The sequence below is a fragment of the Pseudomonas sp. RIT-PI-a genome (genome assembly GCF_001187875.1).
GTDB classification, from domain to species: domain Bacteria; phylum Pseudomonadota; class Gammaproteobacteria; order Pseudomonadales; family Pseudomonadaceae; genus Aquipseudomonas; species Aquipseudomonas coleopterorum.
The window spans coordinates 181191-200807 of record NZ_LGIR01000028.1 but is presented as its reverse complement, the minus strand read 5'-3'; the positions used below and the strand labels follow the sequence as shown (position 1 = coordinate 200807).

Here is a 19617-nt window from a genome sequence, read left to right as displayed (position 1 = left end):
GCAACTGGCCGATCTCATCGGCCCGTGCCACGTCCAGTTCTGCGCTGGTGCCACCGCCCTGCTCGCCCAATTTGTCGATCTGTGCCGTGGTTTCGTTGATCTGACTGAACACCGCGCGTCCGGCCAGCCAAGCCAGGCCAAACACCAGTGCCAGGATCGGCAGCAGGGTGGTGAGGATATCGATGGTCAACTTGCTGGCAATGCCGGTCATGTGTGCCTGGGGCGTGGCCAGGCCCACTGTCCAGCCACTGGCCGGAACCCGCGTGAGGCTGATGTAACCTGCCCCACCCAGCTGCGCATCATGATCCACCTGAAAGGTCTGCGCCTCACGCTGGCCGCTGCTGCGCCACTGGGTGACGGCCTTGAACCAGGGATAGGCGGCGAGCAGTGCCGTTTCGTCAGCAGGCGCCGGTTGCTCGCCGGTGGCCGGGAAATACAGGACCTTGCCGGACGGATCGATCGCAAAGGCATAGCCACCGGTGACCTGCCCATTGGACTTGAGGAAGTCGGCCAGGCCCGTGAGGGTCAGGTCGATGGTCGCCACGCCGGCGAAACGGCCGTCGTGGCTGTAGGGCACGGTACAGGTGGTCATCAGAATCTTGCTGACCGGGTCCTCGTAGGCATCCGACCAGGCGCAGCGACCGGGCGTGGAGGCCTTGCCCTGCACGTACCAGTCGGCGGTGTGATAGTCATCCACAGTGCTGGCGTTGTACTCCTCCGAATACCCCAGGCTCTGGCCGCTGCGCGCCCAATAGAAACTGCGACGGGCCACGCCTGCGCTGAATGCGTCCGGCTCGGGCCACAGGCCACCGCCGGCGATGGCGGTATTGCCTTGGGAATCGATGATTGGAGCCAAGGTACTTTTCACCAGCTCGACGTCCGCTGGCAGCGTCGCTCCCAGGCTCGCCAGGGCAGCGACGCGGCCTTCGATCTCGGCCAGTTCGACCGACAGTTGCCGCGCGATGGCCGTGGCCGACTGCTCGGCGCTCTTGGTGTTGGACTGGATCAGCTTGGGCTCGCCGCTGAGCACCATGACCGCATAGATGGCGGCCGCAGTTACCAGCAGGATAAACACGATGCCCAGGCTGAAGCGGGACATGATCTTGGTGGGTAGCAGGCGCATGGGGCCCCCTTCGGAGGGAATCGATATTGCCTGCGCTATCGGCCTGGGGGTGGAAAACTGGAGGGCGAACGATAGAGGGCTTTGCGGTGCCAAAGCCGGCCTCTTCGCGGGCAGAGACCCGCTCCCACAGTGGTGGCGATCATCCGTGGGCGGCGAGCCCTCTGCCCGCGAAGGCCTCCCTGACACACCCAAGCCCCCTGTGGGAGCGGGTCTCTGCCCGCGAAGAGGCCAGACCTGCCAACGCACTGCCATAAAAAAGCCCCCGAACGCTTTCGCGCCGAGGGCTTTTCAATCAACCGGAACTACGAATCAGTTCTTGGCTTTCTTGGCAGCGCGGGTACGCTCGCCTTCGTCCAGGATCTTCTTGCGCAGACGGATCGACTTCGGCGTGACTTCGCACAGCTCGTCGTCCTGGATGAATTCCAGGGCCTGTTCCAGAGTGAAGCGAACCGGTGGAACCAGAGCGATGGTCTCGTCTTTACCCGAGGCACGCATGTTGTCCAGCTTCTTGCCTTTGGTTGGGTTGACGCCCATGTCGGTGTCACGGCTGTTCAGGCCGACGATCTGACCGTTGTAGATCTCCTGACCGTGCTCGACGAACAGCTTGCCGCGCGCTTGCAGGGTTTCCAGGGAGTAGGTCAGCGCCTTGCCGGTTTCGACCGAAACCAGTACGCCGTTCTGACGGCCGGACATGTGGCCCGACTTCATCGGAGCGTAGCGATCGAAGATCGAGGTCAGGATGCCAGCACCGTTGGTCAGGGTCAGGAACTGGTTACGGAAACCGATCAGACCACGAGCAGGGATGTTGTATTCCAGACGAACACGGCCCTTGCCATCCGGCACCATGTTGGTCAGGTCGCCTTTACGCAGACCCATTTCTTCCATGACCTTGCCCTGGGATTCTTCAGGGGTGTCGATGGTGACGTTCTCGAACGGTTCCTGCTTCTCGCCGTCAACCTGGCGGATGATCACTTCCGGACGACCAACACCCATTTCGAAGCCTTCGCGACGCATGGTTTCGATCAGTACCGAGAGGTGCAGCTCACCACGGCCGGAGACCTTGAACTTGTCGGCCGAGTCACCTTCTTCAACGCGCAGAGCCACGTTGTAGAGCAGTTCCTTGTCCAGACGGTCCTTGATGTTACGGCTGGTGACGAACTTGCCTTCCTTACCGCAGAAAGGCGAGTCGTTGACCTGGAAGGTCATCGAAACGGTCGGCTCGTCGACGGTCAGTGGCTTCATCGCCTCGACGGTGTCCGGGTGGCACAGGGTGTCGGAGATGAACAGCGAGTCCATACCGCTGATGCAGACGATGTCGCCAGCAGCGGCTTCTTCGACGTCCACACGGTGCAGACCGTGGTGACCCATCAGCTTCAGGATACGGCCGTTGCGCTTCTTGCCGTCGGCACTGATGGCCACAACCGGGGTGTTCGGCTTGACCGAACCACGAGCGATACGGCCAACACCGATGACGCCCAGGAAGCTGTTGTAGTCCAGAGCGGAGATCTGCATCTGGAATGGACCTTCACGGTCCACGGCTGGCGCTGGAACGTTGTCGACGATCGACTGGTACAGCGGGGTCATGTCTTCGGCCATGTCGTTGTGGTCCAGACCGGCGATGCCGTTCAGGGCCGAGGCGTAGACGACTTTGAAGTCCAGCTGTTCTTCGGTGGCACCCAGGTTGTCGAACAGATCGAAGATCTGGTCCAGAACCCAATCAGGACGCGCGCCCGGACGGTCTACCTTGTTGATGCAGACGATCGGACGCAGGCCGGCTTCGAACGCCTTCTTGGTCACGAAACGGGTTTGCGGCATAGGGCCGTCCTGGGCATCGACCAGCAGCAGAACGGAGTCGACCATCGACATCACGCGCTCTACTTCACCACCGAAGTCGGCGTGGCCCGGGGTGTCCACGATGTTGATGTGGTAGCCGTTCCAGTTGATGGCGGTGTTTTTCGCCAGAATGGTAATGCCGCGCTCTTTTTCCTGGTCGTTGGAGTCCATCACGCGCTCGTCGTTGAGCTCGTTGCGCTCCAGAGTGCCGGACTGACGCAGGAGTTTGTCTACCAGGGTGGTTTTACCATGGTCAACGTGAGCAATGATGGCGATGTTGCGTAGATTTTCGATCACTTGTGTATCTCGATCAGAGGATTCGGTTGCCGCGCATTCTACGTGGCGAATATTAATAAACAGCGAATTCGGTCAAGCGGCGCAGTGACTCCCGCGCTGCCTGCAATCGGGAGGGCGATGGCGGATGGATCCGCCATTCAACCCCGGAACTCTATGTCGGACGATAAACGCGCACATTGGCATGTCCCTCACTCAACAAATGGTGAGCATGCAGTCGGCTCATGACGCCCCTGTCGCAATACAGCAAGTACTGGCGTGTGAAGTCCAGTTCCTTGAAGCGGTTGTTCAGGGCATAAAAAGGCATTGCCTTGACCTCGATGCCGGCCAGTGACAATGGCTGGTCTTCCTGGGCATCGGGGTGGCGGATATCGATGACGACCTGTCCGGGCAGCACCTGGCTGACCTCTTCGACTTCGATATCCCGGCCCAGCTGGTCGATGACTTCATCGATGGACACCAGCTTGGCACGCTCCAGCGCTCGCTCGAGCACGGCCATGTCGAAAGACTTCTCTTCATGGACAACGCGCGGCAGTTTTGCGCTGGTGGTCGGGTTGACCGAAATCACGCCGCAATATTCTGGCATGTGTTTGGCAAAATCGGCAGTCCCAATTTCAACTGCTTGATCGATGATGTCCTGTTTATGGCTGGCCAGCAGTGGACGCAACACCAATTTGTCGGTGGCGCTGTCGATCGCCGACAGGTTGGGCAGGGTCTGACTGGAGACCTGGGAGATGGCCTCGCCGGTGACCAGCGCAGGAATCTTCAACTGGTCGGCCAGGCGCGTGGCGGCACGCAGCATCATGCGCTTGAGGATCACGCCCATGTGGCTGTTGTCGACCTTGCCGAGAATCTCGCCCAGCACTTCTTCGAACGGCACGCTGATGAACAGCACGCGTTGAGAGCTGCCGTACTTCTTCCACAGGAAGTGCGCGACTTCCATCACGCCCAGTTCATGGGCGCGACCGCCCAGATTGAAGAAGCAGAAATGGGTCATCAGGCCGCGACGCATGATCTGGTAGGCCGCGACGGTGGAGTCGAAACCACCGGACATCAGAACCATGGTCTGTTCCAGAGCACCCAAAGGGTAACCGCCCAGGCCATCGTGCTGGTCATGGATGACGAACAGGCGCTGGTCACGGATTTCCAGGCGCACCACGACGTCGGGCTTTTTCAGGTCGATGCCGGCAGCGCCGCACTCACGGCGCAACTGGCTGCCGACGGTGCGTTCCACGTCCATCGAGCTGAAGGCATGCTTGCCGGCACGCTTGGCACGCACCGAAAAGATCTTCCCAGGCAGCAGCGGGCCGAAGTGCGCCTTGCACTTGGCCACGATGTCATCCATATCGCCCAGCGGGTATTCGTCCACTTGCAGGAAATGCGCGATACCTGGCGTGCAGCTCAGGCGCTCAGTCATCTCGCGCAACACCTTGGCGTCCGTCAGCTTGGTCTGGACTTCAAGGTTGTCCCACACGCCATTGACCACCAGCTGCGGGTCCAGGTCACGGAGCACCATGCGGATGTTCTTGGCGAGCTGGCGGATGAAACGCTTGCGCACCGGCGGGCTCTTGATGGTGATCTCTGGGAAGACTTTTACGATAAGTTTCATGAAAACAGCGCGCGAAATGCCAGCCTGAAAAGAGGGGCGCGGATTATAGCGGAAATTGCTCAAGGTTTGACCAGTTATCGTACGAACGGCCGAATGCACCATTCTGGACCGCCCGCAAACACCCCGCACCAAACCAGCGCACCCACATTCACCACCGCCCCCTGTAGCAGCGGCGCAAGCCGCGTCCCGCCTTTATACGCATCGATGCCTGAAACAAAGCATCACGCGGCTTGCGCCGCTGCTACAGGGGAATGTGCTCGAACATAGGGATCGTGCACATCGGCGTTGCGCCCATCACGGGGCACTGGCATGCAAATTGCTCCCTTGTGAGGCAGGTTGCCTTGGCCGACTATCGGGCCCGGCATCACTCATATTTGGGGCCCTCACCATAATCGGCCCTATTCCACCCCGGAGGACAACATGTCGAAGTCGGTTCAACTCATCAAAGATCATGACGTCAAGTGGATTGATCTGCGCTTCACTGATACCAAAGGCAAGCAGCAGCACGTGACCATGCCAGCGCGCGATGCACTGGACGACGACTTCTTCGAAGTCGGCAAGATGTTCGACGGCTCCTCCATCGAAGGCTGGAAAGGCATCGAAGCCTCCGACATGATCCTGCTGCCCGACGACAGCACCGCCGTGCTCGACCCGTTCACCGAAGAGCCGACCCTGATTCTGGTCTGCGACATCATCGAACCGTCGACCATGCAAGGCTACGATCGCGACCCGCGCGCCATTGCCCACCGTGCCGAGGAATACCTGAAGTCGACCGGTATCGGTGACACCGTGTTCGTCGGTCCCGAGCCTGAGTTCTTCATCTTCGACGAAGTGAAGTTCAAGTCGGACATCTCCGGCTCCATGTTCAAGATCTTCTCGGAACAGGCTTCCTGGATGACCGACCAGGACGTCGACGGCGGCAACAAGGGCCACCGTCCAGGCGTGAAAGGCGGCTACTTCCCAGTGCCACCGGTCGACCACGACCACGAAATCCGTACTGCCATGTGCAACGCACTGGAAGAGATGGGTCAGGTCGTCGAAGTTCACCACCACGAAGTGGCGACTGCCGGCCAGAACGAAATCGGCGTCAAGTTCAATACCCTGGTCGCCAAGGCCGACGAAGTGCAGACCCTGAAGTATGTCGTGCACAACGTTGCCGACGCCTACGGCCGCACCGCGACCTTCATGCCCAAGCCACTGTACGGTGACAACGGTTCGGGTATGCACGTGCACATGTCGATCTCCAAGGAAGGCAAGAACACCTTCGCTGGCGAAGGCTATGCCGGTCTGTCCGATACCGCCCTGTACTTCATCGGCGGCATCATCAAGCACGGCAAGGCACTGAACGGCTTCACCAACCCGTCGACCAACTCCTACAAGCGTCTGGTCCCAGGTTTCGAAGCCCCAGTGATGCTGGCCTACTCGGCTCGCAACCGTTCCGCTTCGATCCGCATTCCTTACGTCAACAGCCCTAAGGGCCGTCGTATCGAAGCCCGCTTCCCGGATCCGGCAGCCAACCCGTACCTGGCCTTCGCAGCGCTGCTGATGGCTGGCCTGGACGGCATCCAGAACAAGATCCACCCTGGCGATGCCGCCGACAAGAACCTGTACGACCTGCCGCCTGAAGAGGCCAAGGAAATCCCGCAGGTTTGCGGCAGCCTGAAGGAAGCCCTGGAAGAGCTGGACAAGGGCCGTGCGTTCCTGACCAAGGGCGGCGTGTTCAGCGACGACTTTATCGATGCCTTCATCGCTCTGAAAAGCGAAGAAGAAATCAAGGTTCGTACCTTCGTACACCCACTGGAATACGACCTGTACTACAGCGTCTGATCCCTGTGATGTGACAGAAAGGCCACCCTCGGGTGGCCTTTTTTCGTTGCGCGGTTGCCACAGCCGCGGTGCACCCGACCTGCCATTTGCTCTATGCTGGCCTCCATGCAAGCGCCACTCAGAGAAGTTTCCATGCGCTCACCCCTAGCCTCTCTTTTACTGCTGTGTTCGCTGCCTGCCGCCGCGCAGATCTACAAGTACACCGATGCCCAGGGCAACACCGCCTACAGCAACCAGCCTCCCGAGGGGCGTGCGAGCCAGACGGTCGAACTGCCGCCGCTCAACAGCGTCGAGTCGCCGCGCAAGTCGGCGCCGGTGACCCTGCCCAGCACGGCCGTCCAGGTGCCGCAGACTCAGTACAGCCAACTGGAGCTGACCGGCCTGCCGAGCGACGAAGCCCTGCGCGCCAACAACGGTACCTTCGACGTCGGCGTAGCGATCGTGCCCCGCCTGCGCTCGGGGGACCGGCTGCGCCTGGTCCTCGACGGCCAGCCCTATGGCCAGCCGACCAACGTGCCGCGGTTGCAACTGGTGAACGTCGATCGTGGTGATCACAGCCTGGCGGTGCAAGTGGTCGACAGCCAGGAAGCGGTCATCCAGGAAAGCGCCACCGTTACCTTCACGGTGCAGCGGGTCCACCTTCCATGAGGTATTGGGCACTTCTCTGGCTGGCCTTGAGCACCGCGTCGGCCCAGGCTGCGGTGTACACCTACGTCGACGCCAACGGCAACCGCGTGTTCACCGACCAGCCCGGCAAAGGCGCCGAACGCGTGCCGATGCCGACACGCTCCGGCACCAGCGCACCGGCGACCGCCACACCGCCACGCACCGGCAAGGTGGCCGTTCCGACTAAATCGACGGTGATGCGCTATCAGATGCTGCGCATCCTCGGCCCGCTGCCGGACACCGCCGTGCGCGAGGAAGACGGTTCACTGATCGTCACCCTCACCAGCGAGCCGGCCTTGCAGCCGAACCATCGCTACCGCCTGCTGCTGGACGGTGAAATCGCGCAGGCTCCGGGCCGCAGCCCGGTATTCGCCCTGAGCAACGTTGACCGCGGTACCCATACCCTGGCTGCCGAGATCATCGATCAGGACGACCATGTGATCGAACGCACACCTGCCCAGCCGGTTCATCTGCAGCGCATCTCGCTGATCCAGAAGCGCCGTGTCCATCCTTGCCGGACTGCCGATTACGGCGTACGTCCGGAATGCCCGCTCAAAGACAAACCCGAAGACGACTGAGCCGCGACCCGGCGGCTAACACTGGCGCACTCGATTGGTGCACTATCACGGCTGCCGAGAGTCGGAACGTGCCATTTTGGTTCGTCCTGGCGACATGCCACGGGTTTTCGCGCAGACGCTGAGCACCTGTGGCACTCATTTGTACGATCGGCGCTTCTTTTCGGAGCCTTGGTTTGGTTCTTGCATTTTCCCTGCACCAGCGAGTTTGTTTCGCGCGCGAACCCGGGCATTGCCGCGGGCGCCCTGTGCCAAAAGAGGTCACCTGTCCCCATGACCATCAGCGATGCCCTGCACCGACTGTTACTCGACAACCTCACCACTGCCACCATTCTGCTCAATGCCGACCTGCGCCTTGAGTACATGAACCCCGCAGCCGAGATGTTGCTGGCGATCAGCGGCCAGCGCAGCCATGGTCAGTTCATCAGCGAACTGTTCACCGAATCGACCGAAGCCCTGAATTCCCTGCGCCAGGCCGTCGAGCAGGCGCACCCCTTCACCAAGCGCGAAGCGATGCTGACCGCGCTGGCCGGCCAGACATTGACGGTCGACTATGCCGTGACGCCGATCCTCAGCAACGGCGCGACCTGGCTACTGCTCGAAGTGCATCCGCGCGATCGCCTGCTGCGCATCACCAAGGAGGAGGCGCAGCTGTCCAAGCAGGAAACCACCAAGATGCTGGTGCGCGGCCTGGCCCACGAGATCAAGAACCCGCTGGGCGGCATCCGCGGTGCTGCCCAACTGCTGGCCCGCGAGCTGCCCGAGGAAAGTCTCAAGGACTACACCAACGTCATCATCGAGGAAGCCGACCGCCTGCGTAACCTGGTCGACCGCATGCTTGGCTCGAACAAGCTGCCCTCGCTGGCCATGACCAACATCCACGAGGTATTGGAGCGCGTGGCCAATCTGGTCGAGGCTGAAAGCCAGGGTTGCATCACCTTGGTGCGCGACTACGACCCGAGCATTCCCGATGTCCTGATCGACCGCGAACAGATGATCCAGGCGGTGCTCAACATCGTGCGCAATGCCATGCAGGCCATCAGCGGCCAGAACGAGCTGCGCCTGGGCCGTATCAGCCTGCGCACCCGCGCCATGCGCCAGTTCACCATCGGCCACGTGCGCCATCGCCTGGTGAGCAAGATCGAGATCACCGACAACGGTCCGGGCATTCCGGCCCAACTGCAGGAAACCATCTTCTACCCCATGGTCAGTGGCCGTCCCGACGGCACCGGCCTGGGGCTGGCCATTACCCAGAACATCATCAGTCAGCACCAAGGCTTGATCGAATGTGAAAGCCACCCCGGCCACACCACCTTTTCGATCTTCCTGCCGCTGGAACAAGGAGCCGCTTCGTCATGAGCCGTAGTGAAACTGTCTGGATCGTCGATGACGACCGTTCCATCCGCTGGGTACTGGAAAAGGCCCTGCAGCAAGAAGGCATGACCACCCAGAGCTTCGACAGCGCCGATGGCGTCATGAGCCGGCTGGCACGCCAGCAGCCCGACGTGATCATCTCCGACATCCGCATGCCCGGCGCCAGCGGCCTGGACCTGCTGGCGCGCATTCGCGAACAGCATCCGCGCCTGCCGGTAATCATCATGACCGCCCATTCGGACCTGGACAGCGCGGTGGCCTCCTACCAGGGCGGAGCTTTCGAGTACCTGCCCAAGCCGTTCGACGTCGACGAGGCGGTCTCGCTGGTCAAGCGCGCCAACCAGCATGCCCAAGAACAGCAGGGCCTGACCGAAGTCCCGGCATTGACCCGCACGCCCGAGATCATCGGTGAAGCGCCGGCCATGCAGGAAGTCTTCCGCGCCATCGGCCGACTCAGCCACTCCAACATCACCGTGCTGATCAACGGTGAGTCGGGCACCGGCAAGGAACTGGTCGCCCACGCCCTGCACCGGCACAGCCCACGGGCCGCGTCTCCCTTCATTGCGCTGAACATGGCGGCGATCCCCAAGGACCTGATGGAGTCGGAGCTGTTCGGCCATGAAAAGGGCGCCTTCACCGGCGCGGCCAACCTGCGCCGTGGCCGTTTCGAACAGGCCGACGGCGGCACGCTGTTTCTCGACGAAATCGGCGACATGCCGGCCGATACCCAGACGCGCCTGCTGCGCGTGCTGGCCGATGGCGAGTTCTATCGCGTTGGCGGGCACATTCCGGTGAAGGTCGACGTGCGTATCATCGCCGCCACCCACCAGAACCTGGAAACCCTGGTGCACGCCGGCAAGTTCCGCGAAGACTTGTTCCATCGCCTCAATGTGATCCGCATCCACATCCCGCGCCTGTCGGACCGCCGTGAAGACATCCCGACCCTGGCCCGCCATTTCCTCAGCCGTGCCGCCCAGGAACTGGCGGTCGAGCCCAAGCTGCTCAAGAGCGAAACCGAGGAATACCTGAAGAACCTGCCGTGGCCCGGCAACGTGCGTCAGTTGGAGAACACCTGCCGCTGGATCACCGTGATGGCGTCGGGTCGGGAAGTGCACACCAGCGATCTGCCGCCCGAACTGCTGAGCCTGCCGCAGGACGCGGCACCGGTAACCAACTGGGAGCAGGCGCTGCGCCAGTGGGCCGACCAGGCCCTGGCACGCGGCCAGTCGAGCCTGCTCGACAGCGCCGTGCCCAGTTTCGAGCGGATCATGATCGAGACGGCCCTGAAACACACCGCCGGACGCCGTCGCGACGCCGCCGTGCTCCTGGGTTGGGGCCGCAACACCCTGACGCGCAAGATCAAGGAGCTGGGCATGAAGGTCGATGGCGCCGACGAGGACGAAGTCGAGGAAGCCTGACGTCCCGCACACCGCCTCGGGCATACCCGATCCCTGTAGCAGCGGCGCAAACCGCGTCCGGCCTCACCGCAGTGAGTCTGATGCACCGCACATACCGCCGACGCGGCTTGCGCCGCTGCTACAGGCGTACGTCAGATGCCCTCCACACCCCCCATGGCATACCCGATCCCTGTAGCAGCGGCGCAAGCCGCGTCCGGCCTCACCGCGGTGGGTCAGATAGACCGCATATACCGCCGACGCGGCTCGCGCCGCTGCTACAGGGGCTTGTAGAAACTCTCCGCTTTTGTGCATTGGCCTTGTGCAGTGCACCCACACGATGCGCTGCTGAACATCGCTGACCGTTCGGATAAAACCTCGTTCGTTTCAATGAGCTAAAAGACCGATATCCGAGAAAAATTATTTTTTCTTATATTTCAATCAGATAGAAAGCATATAAAAATTTCTGGGGTGCTCAGAAAGCTTCTGCAACAAAACTGGCACGCGCGCTGCAATGTACTAATCATTACCCAGTTTCGGGAACCTTGGTACAGGCAGGCCGGGGATTCCCTCTTTACACCGCGACTCCAGCCAAGGCTGGAATACCGCACTACTGTTTTGGGGACCTTGGTACAGGCAGGCCGGGACTCCCCTTCTTTACACCGAAACACCTGGCCCCGCGCCAGGTATTTCATCCCCGCTTGGGGGGCTCCGGTACAGGCAGGCTGGAGTCCCCTCTTTTATTGCTCGCCCAGCTCGATGGTGGTTTGCCAACGTTCATCGACCTGCACCGCGCGCCATTGCATCTGCAAGGGGCGCGCCGCCACGGCGGTCAACAACAACCCCTCCTCACTGCGCTGAATGCGCCAGGTTACCGGCTTGCCGTCCACCAGCAACCGCCCGCTGGCCGGCGCACCCGTGGCGTCGAACAGCATCGCCACCGTTCCTTCCACCACCTCGGCATGCACCTTCGGCTCGTCGTTGAACCACAGCACCAGCTGGTCGCGGTGCACTTCGATGTTGTCCAGGCGAGCAGGCTCGGGATTGGTCAGGCGGCCGATCATCAGGCCGATCAGCAGGCCGAACAGGGCTAGCGAGCCCAAGACCCGTGGCCACAGTTGCGAACGCTCGCTCGGATCAGGAGTAGAATGCTGCCCGTCCTTCAGTTCGGTGCCGCGCATGTTTCACGTGATCCTTTTTCAACCAGAGATTCCGCCCAATACGGGCAACATTATCAGGCTGTGTGCCAACAGCGGTTGTGCCCTGCACCTGATAGAGCCGATCGGCTTCGAGCTGGACGACAAGCGCTTGCGTCGGGCCGGCCTGGATTATCACGAATATGCCACTCTGCAGCGCCATGCCGATCTGGCCAGTTGCCTGGAAAGCCTGGGGCAGCCACGGGTGTTCGCGTTCACCACCAAGGGTTCGCGGCCGTTTCATGATGCCAGCTTCGAGAAGGGCGATGCGTTCCTGTTCGGTCCGGAAAGCCGTGGGCTGCCGGCCGAGGTGCTGGACGCGCTGGACAGCCAGCACAAGTTGCGCCTGCCGATGCGCGAGGGGTGCCGCAGTTTGAATCTGTCCAATACGGTGGCGGTGGCTGTCTATGAAGCCTGGCGACAGTTGGGGTTTGAGTAGGGCCTGAGGGCCTCTTCGCGGGCAGAGGGCTCGCGAAAGAGGCAGCACGCACACACAAAAAAGCGCCCCGAAAGGCGCTTTTTGTTCACAGCACGGCCATGCTTACTGGGCCGAAGGCGCTTCGCCCGATTCCTGCATGCGTTGCAGTTCCTGCGCGTAGAGCATGTCGAAGTTCACCGGAGCGAGCATCAGCGCCGGGAACGAACCGCGGGTTACCAGGCTGTCCAGGGTCTCGCGCGCATACGGGAACAGGATGTTGGGGCAGAAAGCACCCAGGGTGTGGCTCATCGAGCCTTCGTCCAGACCCTTGATCAGAAAGATACCGGCCTGTTGCACTTCGGCGATGAACGCCACTTCTTCGCCGTTCTTGACCGTGACCGACAGGGTCAGCACGACTTCGTGGAAGTCGCCTTCCAGGCCTTTCTGGCGGGTGTTCAGGTCCAGGGAAACGCTGGGTTCCCACTGCTGGCGGAAGATCGCCGGGCTTTTCGGGGCTTCGAACGACAGGTCACGCACGTAAATGCGCTGCAGCGAGAACTGCGGTTCGTTTTCGGCGGCAGCGCCATTGTTCGCTTGATCGGTCATCGCTGATCCTTGTGATCTTCAGAGGTGTGGGGGTAAAGGGGACCGAATCAGGCCCCCAGCAACGCGTCCAGCTTGCCGGCGCGCTCAAGGGCGAACAGATCGTCGCAGCCGCCGACGTGCAAGTCGCCGATCCAGATCTGTGGCACCGAGGTGCGGCCGGCCTTGGCGGCCATTTCGCGGCGCAGATCGGACTTGCCGTCGACCTTGATCTCGGTGAACTTCGCTTTCTTGCTTTCCAGCAGGTACTTGGCGCGCGAGCAGTACGGGCAATAGTCACTGGAGTAGACGACGATCGGCTTCATGTCACTTCACCACGGGCAGGTTGTCGGCACGCCAGCTCGATACGCCACCGGCCAGCTTGGCGGCGGTGTGGCCGGACTTGACCAGCTCGGCACAGGCAGTGCCGGCGTGCTGGCCGATGGCGTCGACCACGATCAGGGTCTTGCCCTTGTACTTCTCCAGCTCGCCGACGCGGCTGGCCAGCTTGTCCTGAGGAATGCTCAAGGCACCGACGATGTGGCCGGCGGCGTATTCCTTCTTGTTGCGGATGTCCACGACCACGCCCTGCTCGCTGTTGACCAGCGCAGTCAGCTCGCGGGGGCTGAGGCTTTTGGCACCCTTGCTCATTTCCAGCATGATCAGCATGACCAGCAGGACCACGAACGCGGTCACGAGCAGATAGTGATTTGTGGCGAATTCAATCAGGTGAGCAACCATCAGCGGGTTCCAGGGCGTTAAAATGTCGGCCAGTATACACAGCCGCCAAGTCCGGCCAAAGCCCGCCGGACGGAACCGCTCGGCCTCATTGCGGGTCTGTGCTTGTTGTTCTTGCGTCCGCGATGAAATAAACCGCCATGATTCGTCACACAGCCCCGCAATGCCCTAAAATGCCGGGCTTCTCCTGAATGCTCTTCTGACATAGCGAGTGGGATCCATGACAACCACGCCCAAACCCCTGGTCCTGATCATCCTCGATGGTTTCGGTCACAGCGAAAACCACGAGTACAACGCGGTCTATTCGGCGCGCAAGCCGGTGCTCGATGCACTCACGGCAAGCCAGCCCAACGGCTTGATCTCGGGCTCGGGCATGGATGTCGGCCTGCCCGACGGGCAGATGGGCAACTCGGAAGTCGGCCACATGAACCTGGGCGCCGGGCGTGTGGTGTATCAGGACTTCACTCGCGTGACCAAGGCCATCCGCGATGGCGAGTTCTTCACCAACCCCACCATCTGCGCGGCCGTGGACAAGGCCGTCGCAGCCGGCAAGGCGGTGCACTTCATGGGTCTGCTGTCCGACGGTGGCGTGCACAGCCATCAGGACCACCTGGTCGCCATGGCCGAGCTGGCCGCCGGTCGCGGTGCGCAGAAGCTCTACCTGCATGCTTTCCTCGACGGCCGCGACACACCGCCCAAGAGCGCGCAGGCCTCGCTGGAACTGATGGACGCGACCTTCGCCCGTCTCGGCCACGGCCGCACCGCCAGCCTGATCGGGCGTTACTTCGCCATGGATCGCGACAACCGCTGGGATCGCGTCAGCGCCGCGTACAACCTGATCGTCGACGGCGCGTCGGAATTCCATGCCGCCACTGCCGTGCAGGGTTTGCAGGCCGCCTACGAGCGTGGCGAGAGCGACGAATTCGTCAAGGCCACCACGGTAGGCGAGCCTGTCCGTGTCGAAGACGGCGACGCCGTGATCTTCATGAACTTCCGCGCCGACCGCGCGCGCGAGCTCAGCCGCGTATTCGTCGAAGACGATTTCAACGATTTCCCACGCGCACGCCAGCCCAAGCTGGCCGGCTATGTCGGCCTGACCCAATACTCGGCGAAGATCCCGGCACCGGCGGCATTTGCCGCTACCGGCCTGAACAACGTGCTGGGCGAGTACCTGGCGAAGAACGGCAAGACCCAGCTGCGCATCGCCGAAACCGAAAAGTACGCCCACGTGACGTTCTTCTTTTCCGGCGGCCGCGAAGAAGAGTTCCCTGGCGAAGAACGCATTCTGGTGCCTTCGCCGAAGGTTGCAACCTACGACCTGCAGCCGGAAATGAGCGCGCCGGAAGTGACCGACCGCATCGTCGAAGCCATCGAGCAGCAGCGCTATGACGTCATCGTGGTCAACTACGCGAACGGCGACATGGTTGGCCACAGCGGCATCATGGCCGCCGCGATCCAGGCGGTAGAGTGCCTGGACACCTGCGTGGGCCGTATCACCGCCGCACTCGACAAGGTCGGTGGCGAAGCGTTGATCACCGCCGACCACGGCAACTGCGAGCAGATGGAAGACGTCTGCACCGGTCAGGCACATACCGCGCACACCACCGAGCCGGTGCCCTTCATCTACGTCGGCAAGCGCGACGTCAAGGTTCGCGAAGGCGGCGTGCTGGCCGACGTGGCGCCGACCATGCTCTGGTTGATGGGCCTGCCCAAGCCCGAAGAAATGACCGGCACCTCGATCCTGGTACAAGGCTGACCCATGCTCCGCGCCCTGACGTTCCTAACCCTGACCTGCCTGCTCGGCCCGGCCTTCGCCGACGAGCGCGCGCAAACCCAGCAGCAGATCGATGCCACCCGCAAGGACATCGCCGAGCTGCAGAAAACCCTTGGCACGCTGCAGGCAGAAAGATCCGGGGTGCAGAAAGAGCTGCGCACGACCGAAACCGAGATGGGCAAGCTGGAAAAGCAGGTGGAGGCCCTGCAGAAAGAACTAAAAAAGACTGAGGGCGAGCTGGAGCGTCTCGATGGCGAGAAAGCCAAGCTCCAGGCCGCCCGGGTCGAACAGCAGCGCCTCATTGCCATCCAGGCCCGCGCGGCCTATCAGAGCGGGCGTCAGGAATACCTCAAGCTTCTGCTCAACCAGCAGAACCCGGAGAAGTTCGCCCGCACCCTGACCTATTACGACTACCTGAGCCAGGCCCGCCTGGAACAGTTGAAACGCTTCAACCAGACCCTGCAGAAGCTGGCCGGTGTGGAAAAGGACATCAACCTGCAACAGGCGCAGCTGTTGGTGCAGCAAGGCAACCTGGACAGCCAGCGCGAAGACCTCGACAAGGTGCGCAAGGAGCGCCAGGTCGCTCTGGCCAAGCTCAACGACCAGTACAAGCAGGGCGATCAGAAACTGCAGGCCCGCCAGCAGGATCAGGAAGACCTGGCCAAGGTGCTCAAGACCATCGAGGAAACCCTGGCCCGCCAGGCACGCGAGGCCGAGGAAGCGCGGCAGAAGGCCCTGCTCGCCGCTCAGGAGGCCGAGCAGCGTCGCCAGCGTGAGGCGGCTGCAGCCGCAGCTCGAGAGGCGCCGGCACCCGCGCCCCAGGCGCCTCGTGCGCCGTCGGGCCCGATGGTGTCGAGCAGCGGCGAGAGCTTCGGCGGTGCATTTGCCTCGGCGCGGGGAAAACTTCCATGGCCTGTCGATGGTCGACTGTTGGCACGCTTCGGGGAAACCCGCGGTGACGACGTTCGTACCAAATGGGATGGGGTGATGATCAGTGCCTCGGCCGGCAGCCAGGTGCATGCAGTGCATGGTGGCCGTGTGGTCTTCGCCGACTGGTTGCGCGGCGCCGGGCTTCTGGTCATTCTCGACCATGGCAATGGCTATCTCAGCCTGTACGGTCACAACCAGACCCTGCTCAAATCGGCCGGCGACGTGGTCAAGGCCGGTGATGCCATCGCCACCGTAGGAACCAGCGGCGGGCAGAGCACGCCAGCGCTGTATTTTGCAATACGCCAGCAAGGTAAACCGACCGACCCTTCGCAGTGGTGTCGCGGTTGACTGGCGCAGTCGTTCAAAAGCAGCCCTCAAAGGCGCGAACCCGTATCAGGAGTCTGTTAGACATGCCGCATCTGTCCCGCCTTACCTCGCTGGCCCTGACGATCGCCGTGGCCACCGCCGCCCCTGCGGTGGTCGCTGCCGATCTGTCCCCCCAGCCCGCCCGGGCAGCGAGTGCGGCCCCGGCCGCAGCGCCTTTGCCGCTGGACGAGCTGCGGACCTTTGCCGAGGTGATGGACCGCATCAAGGCGGCCTATGTCGAGCCTGTGGATGACAAGACCCTGCTGGAGAACGCCATCAAGGGCATGCTCAGCAACCTGGATCCCCACTCGGCCTACCTGGGCCCCGAGGACTTCCAGGAGCTGCAGGAAAGCACGAGCGGCGAGTTCGGCGGCCTGGGCATCGAAGTGGGCAGCGACAACGGCATGATCAAGGTGGTCTCGCCCATCGATGACACGCCAGCCTCCAAGGCCGGCATCGAGGCGGGCGACCTGATCGTCAAGATCAACAACCAGCCCACCCAGGGCCTGAGCATGACCGAGGCTGTCGACCTGATGCGCGGCAAGCTCGGCGAGAAGATCACCCTGACCCTGGTCCGCGACGGTGGCACGCCATTCGACGTGACGCTTGCGCGCGCCACCATCCAGGTCAAGAGCGTCAAGGCGCAATTGCTGGAAAACGGCTACGGCTACCTGCGCATCACCCAGTTCCAGGTGAAAACCGGCGAAGAAGTCGGCAAGGCCCTGGCGAAGCTGCGCAAGGACAACAACGGTAAGCTCAAGGGGCTGATCCTCGACCTGCGCAACAACCCCGGCGGCGTGCTGCAAAGCGCAGTGGAGGTGGCCGACCACTTCCTGACCAAGGGCCTGATCGTGTACACCAAGGGCCGTATCGCCAACTCGGAACTGCGCTTCTCCGCCGATCCGGCAGACGCCAGCGAGCGCGTGCCTCTGGTCGTGCTGATCAACGGCGGCAGCGCCTCGGCGGCGGAAATCGTTGCCGGTGCGCTGCAGGACCAGAAGCGCGGCATCCTCATGGGCACCGACAGCTTCGGCAAGGGCTCGGTGCAAACCGTGCTGCCGCTCAACAACGATCGTGCCCTGAAGATCACCACGGCGCTGTACTACACACCCAATGGCCGCTCGATCCAGGCCCAGGGCATCGTCCCGGACGTCGAAGTGCGCCAGGGCAAGGTGACCCGCGACGCCGATACCGAAAGTTTCAAGGAGGCCGACCTGCAAGGTCACCTCGGCAACGGCAACGGTGGCGCCGACCGGCCATCGGGCAAGACAGCGATCGGCGCCCGCAAGGCGCGGCCGCAGGACGATGACTTCCAGATCAGCCAGGCGCTCAGCCTGCTCAAGGGCCTGAGCGTGACGCGCGGCAACTGACATGCGCCGCATTCTGTTGCTGGCCATGTTTCTGCTGACGGCCGGACCGGCCTTCGCCGGTCCGGCCTACCTGAGCCTGATCATCGACGACCTTGGCCAGTCACCTGCCCGAGACAGTCGCACCCTGGCCCTGCCCGGTCCGGTGACCCTGGCGATCATGCCCGATACCCCGCATGCGGCCGATTTCGCTCGTCAGGCGCACAAAGCCGGCAAGACCGTGATGGTGCACATGCCCATGGACCCCGCGACCGGCCCGTTCGCCTGGCGTCCCGACATGCCTGCCAGTGAATTGCTCGGCCGACTGCAGGCTGCCTTGCGGGCCGTACCCTATGCCGCCGGCCTGAACAACCACGAGGGCAGCCGCATGACGTCGCAGCCCGAGGCCATGGCCCTGCTGATGAACGAATTGCAGCAGCACGGCATGTTCTTCGTCGACAGCCGCACCAGCGCAGCCACCGTGGCCGCCGCCAAGGCCCAGAGCATTGGCCTGGCCAGCCTGTCGCGGGATGTCTTCCTGGACGACACGCGTACCGTCGAGGCCATCGCTGGCCAGCTCGAGAAAGCCATTGCCCTGGCGCAAAAGCAGGGCACGGTGGTGATCATCGGCCACCCTTATCCACAGACCCTGGAAGTGCTGGAGCGCGAACTACCGCACTTGAAGGCCAAGGGAGTGGAGTGGATACCGGTCCGGCAGATGATCGGCGAGCGCGGCAACCGCGCGACGGCCGCTCACGGCAAGGGTGGGATCTACCACTGATCCACGCTTGCCGAGTGTCATAGATACTTGGCGAAGACCCGGTCGACCACGCCTTCGCGACGCATGTCATCGAGCGCTCGCTGCAGGCGCTCGACCACCTCCGGCGGTGTCTCCTTGTTCAGCGCCAGAAACAGCTCGGCGCTGTTGAAACGCAGCACCGTCTTGAGCCCATTGATCCCTTCCAGACGAGCCAGGTATCGACCCGCCGGGTCACCCGTGGCCCACAGGTCGATCTGCCCGTCGAGCAGCTTGCGCGCGTTGTCCTGGTCGCGCAGCGCGAGGATCGGACGCATGTCCCGCTCGGCCAGACTTTGCGCGATGGCATCGCCCTTGTAGGCGCCGATCCGATAGGGCCGGGCCTGGTCGAGATTCTCCAGGGTGATCGAGCTGTCTGCCCGGGCCAGCATGATCCAGTCATCCGGCCCCAGAGGACCGACCCACTTGAAGGCCTGTTCGCGCTCGGGCAGACGGGCGGTGACGAATACCCCATAGCCGGGATTGTTCAGGGCCAGCTTGTAGATACGGTCCCAGGGAAAGCGCAGGGTCATGCTGTAGGGAATCCCGGCACGCCGATACATTTCCTGCACCAACTCGGTCGCGATCCCGCGAATGTTGTCTTCCTGAGCGAAGTTCTTGTCGTTGCTGGCCATGTTGTAGGGCGGAAAATTCTCGGTCAGCAACACCATCGAGTAGCCCGCCGGAACTTCGGCGCGCACGGCACTGCCACTGAACAGCGCAGCACAGAAGGCGAAGGCGAGAAAGGTGCGGTCGAGCATTACGAGGTCTCTGCA

17 protein-coding genes and 1 pseudogene are annotated in these 19617 nt (G+C 62.4%); 10 read left to right on the top strand and 8 right to left on the bottom strand.

Annotation, left to right across the window (positions count from 1 at the left end; genetic code table 11):
- Positions 1–244: 244 nt before the first annotated feature.
- The 3 genes and pseudogenes from AC788_RS22255 to thiI all read right to left on the bottom strand — a co-directional run.
- Positions 245–1033, bottom strand: a pseudogene (locus AC788_RS22255) (cache domain-containing protein); the annotation flags it as partial.
- A 399-nt stretch (positions 1034–1432) separates the two neighbouring features.
- On the bottom strand, positions 1433–3253 hold the full coding sequence (typA, locus tag AC788_RS16900) for a translational GTPase TypA (RefSeq protein ID WP_049861725.1): 1821 nt from the start codon (positions 3251–3253) through the stop codon (positions 1433–1435).
- Positions 3254–3404: 151 nt separating this feature from the next.
- Positions 3405–4859 carry a tRNA uracil 4-sulfurtransferase ThiI gene (thiI, locus tag AC788_RS16895; protein ID WP_049861724.1) on the bottom strand — a complete coding sequence of 485 codons (1455 nt, stop codon included), beginning with the start codon at positions 4857–4859 and terminating at the stop codon, positions 3405–3407.
- Between the two features lie 420 nt (positions 4860–5279).
- On the opposite strand from thiI, the gene glnA reads away from it, so the two are divergent.
- The 5 genes from glnA to ntrC all read left to right on the top strand — a co-directional run bounded on the left by glnA (position 5280) and on the right by ntrC (position 10719).
- A complete protein-coding gene (gene glnA / locus AC788_RS16890; protein ID WP_049861723.1) occupies positions 5280–6686 on the top strand; it encodes a glutamate--ammonia ligase in 1407 nt (468 codons plus the stop codon).
- A 132-nt stretch (positions 6687–6818) separates the two neighbouring features.
- Positions 6819–7334: a DUF4124 domain-containing protein gene (locus AC788_RS16885; protein WP_049861722.1), complete on the top strand. Its 516-nt coding sequence runs from the start codon at positions 6819–6821 to the stop codon at positions 7332–7334.
- Positions 7331–7930: a DUF4124 domain-containing protein gene (locus tag AC788_RS16880; protein WP_049861721.1), complete on the top strand. Its 600-nt coding sequence runs from the start codon at positions 7331–7333 to the stop codon at positions 7928–7930. The genes AC788_RS16885 and AC788_RS16880 overlap by 4 nt, the downstream gene beginning before the upstream one ends.
- A 270-nt stretch (positions 7931–8200) precedes the next feature.
- On the top strand, positions 8201–9286 hold the full coding sequence (glnL, locus tag AC788_RS16875) for a nitrogen regulation protein NR(II) (RefSeq protein WP_043191452.1): 1086 nt from the start codon (positions 8201–8203) through the stop codon (positions 9284–9286).
- Positions 9283–10719, top strand: coding sequence for a nitrogen regulation protein NR(I) (gene ntrC, locus AC788_RS16870; RefSeq protein WP_049861720.1), 1437 nt, complete (start codon positions 9283–9285; stop codon positions 10717–10719). Before glnL ends, ntrC begins: the two co-directional genes overlap by 4 nt.
- A gap of 716 nt (positions 10720–11435) precedes the next feature.
- Here ntrC and AC788_RS16865 read toward each other — a convergent pair.
- Complete coding sequence (locus AC788_RS16865) at positions 11436–11876, bottom strand: hypothetical protein (RefSeq protein ID WP_049861719.1); 441 nt, start codon at positions 11874–11876, stop codon at positions 11436–11438.
- Here AC788_RS16865 and trmL point away from each other — a divergent pair.
- Positions 11875–12330: a tRNA (uridine(34)/cytosine(34)/5-carboxymethylaminomethyluridine(34)-2'-O)-methyltransferase TrmL gene (gene trmL / locus AC788_RS16860; RefSeq protein ID WP_049861718.1), complete on the top strand. Its 456-nt coding sequence runs from the start codon at positions 11875–11877 to the stop codon at positions 12328–12330. The two genes, AC788_RS16865 and trmL, sit on opposite strands and share 2 nt — an antisense overlap.
- 102 nt (positions 12331–12432) lie before the next feature.
- On the opposite strand, the gene secB is transcribed toward trmL, so the two are convergent.
- The 3 genes from secB to AC788_RS16845 are packed head-to-tail and all read right to left on the bottom strand — an operon-like array spanning position 12433 to position 13632.
- Positions 12433–12915: a protein-export chaperone SecB gene (gene secB, locus AC788_RS16855; RefSeq protein WP_049861717.1), complete on the bottom strand. Its 483-nt coding sequence runs from the start codon at positions 12913–12915 to the stop codon at positions 12433–12435.
- Between the two features lie 47 nt (positions 12916–12962).
- Positions 12963–13217 (bottom strand): glutaredoxin 3, encoded by a 255-nt coding sequence (gene grxC / locus AC788_RS16850; RefSeq protein WP_049861716.1) that lies wholly within the window; start codon positions 13215–13217, stop codon positions 12963–12965.
- Position 13218: 1 nt separating this feature from the next.
- Positions 13219–13632: a rhodanese-like domain-containing protein gene (locus AC788_RS16845; RefSeq protein ID WP_049861715.1), complete on the bottom strand. Its 414-nt coding sequence runs from the start codon at positions 13630–13632 to the stop codon at positions 13219–13221.
- 217 nt (positions 13633–13849) lie between these two features.
- On the opposite strand from AC788_RS16845, the gene gpmI reads away from it, so the two are divergent.
- From gpmI to AC788_RS16825, 4 genes are all read left to right on the top strand, one after another.
- On the top strand, positions 13850–15385 hold the full coding sequence (gpmI, locus tag AC788_RS16840; protein ID WP_049861714.1) for a 2,3-bisphosphoglycerate-independent phosphoglycerate mutase: 1536 nt from the start codon (positions 13850–13852) through the stop codon (positions 15383–15385).
- A gap of 3 nt (positions 15386–15388) precedes the next feature.
- Entirely contained in the window at positions 15389–16681 is a 1293-nt protein-coding gene (locus tag AC788_RS16835) for a murein hydrolase activator EnvC family protein (RefSeq protein ID WP_049861713.1), read from the top strand.
- A gap of 62 nt (positions 16682–16743) precedes the next feature.
- Positions 16744–18069 carry a S41 family peptidase gene (locus AC788_RS16830; RefSeq protein ID WP_049861712.1) on the top strand — a complete coding sequence of 442 codons (1326 nt, stop codon included), beginning with the start codon at positions 16744–16746 and terminating at the stop codon, positions 18067–18069.
- 1 nt (position 18070) lies between these two features.
- Positions 18071–18826 carry a divergent polysaccharide deacetylase family protein gene (locus AC788_RS16825; protein ID WP_082223697.1) on the top strand — a complete coding sequence of 252 codons (756 nt, stop codon included), beginning with the start codon at positions 18071–18073 and terminating at the stop codon, positions 18824–18826.
- Between the two features lie 17 nt (positions 18827–18843).
- Here AC788_RS16825 and AC788_RS16820 read toward each other — a convergent pair whose 3' ends face one another.
- Entirely contained in the window at positions 18844–19602 is a 759-nt protein-coding gene (locus AC788_RS16820) for a substrate-binding periplasmic protein (RefSeq protein ID WP_049861711.1), read from the bottom strand.
- Positions 19603–19617 lie beyond the last annotated feature (15 nt).

Coding starts and splice junctions, on each gene's coding strand:
- ntrC (WP_049861720.1), top strand. CDS start 9,283: ATGAGCCGTAGTGAAACTGTCTGGATCGTCGATGACGACCGTTCCATC.
- AC788_RS16835 (WP_049861713.1), top strand. CDS start 15,389: ATGCTCCGCGCCCTGACGTTCCTAACCCTGACCTGCCTGCTCGGCCCG.
- gpmI (WP_049861714.1), top strand. CDS start 13,850: ATGACAACCACGCCCAAACCCCTGGTCCTGATCATCCTCGATGGTTTC.
- glnL (WP_043191452.1), top strand. CDS start 8,201: ATGACCATCAGCGATGCCCTGCACCGACTGTTACTCGACAACCTCACC.
- secB (WP_049861717.1), bottom strand. CDS start 12,915: ATGACCGATCAAGCGAACAATGGCGCTGCCGCCGAAAACGAACCGCAG.
- AC788_RS16880 (WP_049861721.1), top strand. CDS start 7,331: ATGAGGTATTGGGCACTTCTCTGGCTGGCCTTGAGCACCGCGTCGGCC.
- AC788_RS16825 (WP_082223697.1), top strand. CDS start 18,071: ATGCGCCGCATTCTGTTGCTGGCCATGTTTCTGCTGACGGCCGGACCG.
- AC788_RS16830 (WP_049861712.1), top strand. CDS start 16,744: ATGCCGCATCTGTCCCGCCTTACCTCGCTGGCCCTGACGATCGCCGTG.
- AC788_RS16885 (WP_049861722.1), top strand. CDS start 6,819: ATGCGCTCACCCCTAGCCTCTCTTTTACTGCTGTGTTCGCTGCCTGCC.
- trmL (WP_049861718.1), top strand. CDS start 11,875: ATGTTTCACGTGATCCTTTTTCAACCAGAGATTCCGCCCAATACGGGC.
- AC788_RS16845 (WP_049861715.1), bottom strand. CDS start 13,632: ATGGTTGCTCACCTGATTGAATTCGCCACAAATCACTATCTGCTCGTG.
- grxC (WP_049861716.1), bottom strand. CDS start 13,217: ATGAAGCCGATCGTCGTCTACTCCAGTGACTATTGCCCGTACTGCTCG.
- AC788_RS16865 (WP_049861719.1), bottom strand. CDS start 11,876: ATGCGCGGCACCGAACTGAAGGACGGGCAGCATTCTACTCCTGATCCG.
- AC788_RS16820 (WP_049861711.1), bottom strand. CDS start 19,602: ATGCTCGACCGCACCTTTCTCGCCTTCGCCTTCTGTGCTGCGCTGTTC.
- thiI (WP_049861724.1), bottom strand. CDS start 4,859: ATGAAACTTATCGTAAAAGTCTTCCCAGAGATCACCATCAAGAGCCCG.
- glnA (WP_049861723.1), top strand. CDS start 5,280: ATGTCGAAGTCGGTTCAACTCATCAAAGATCATGACGTCAAGTGGATT.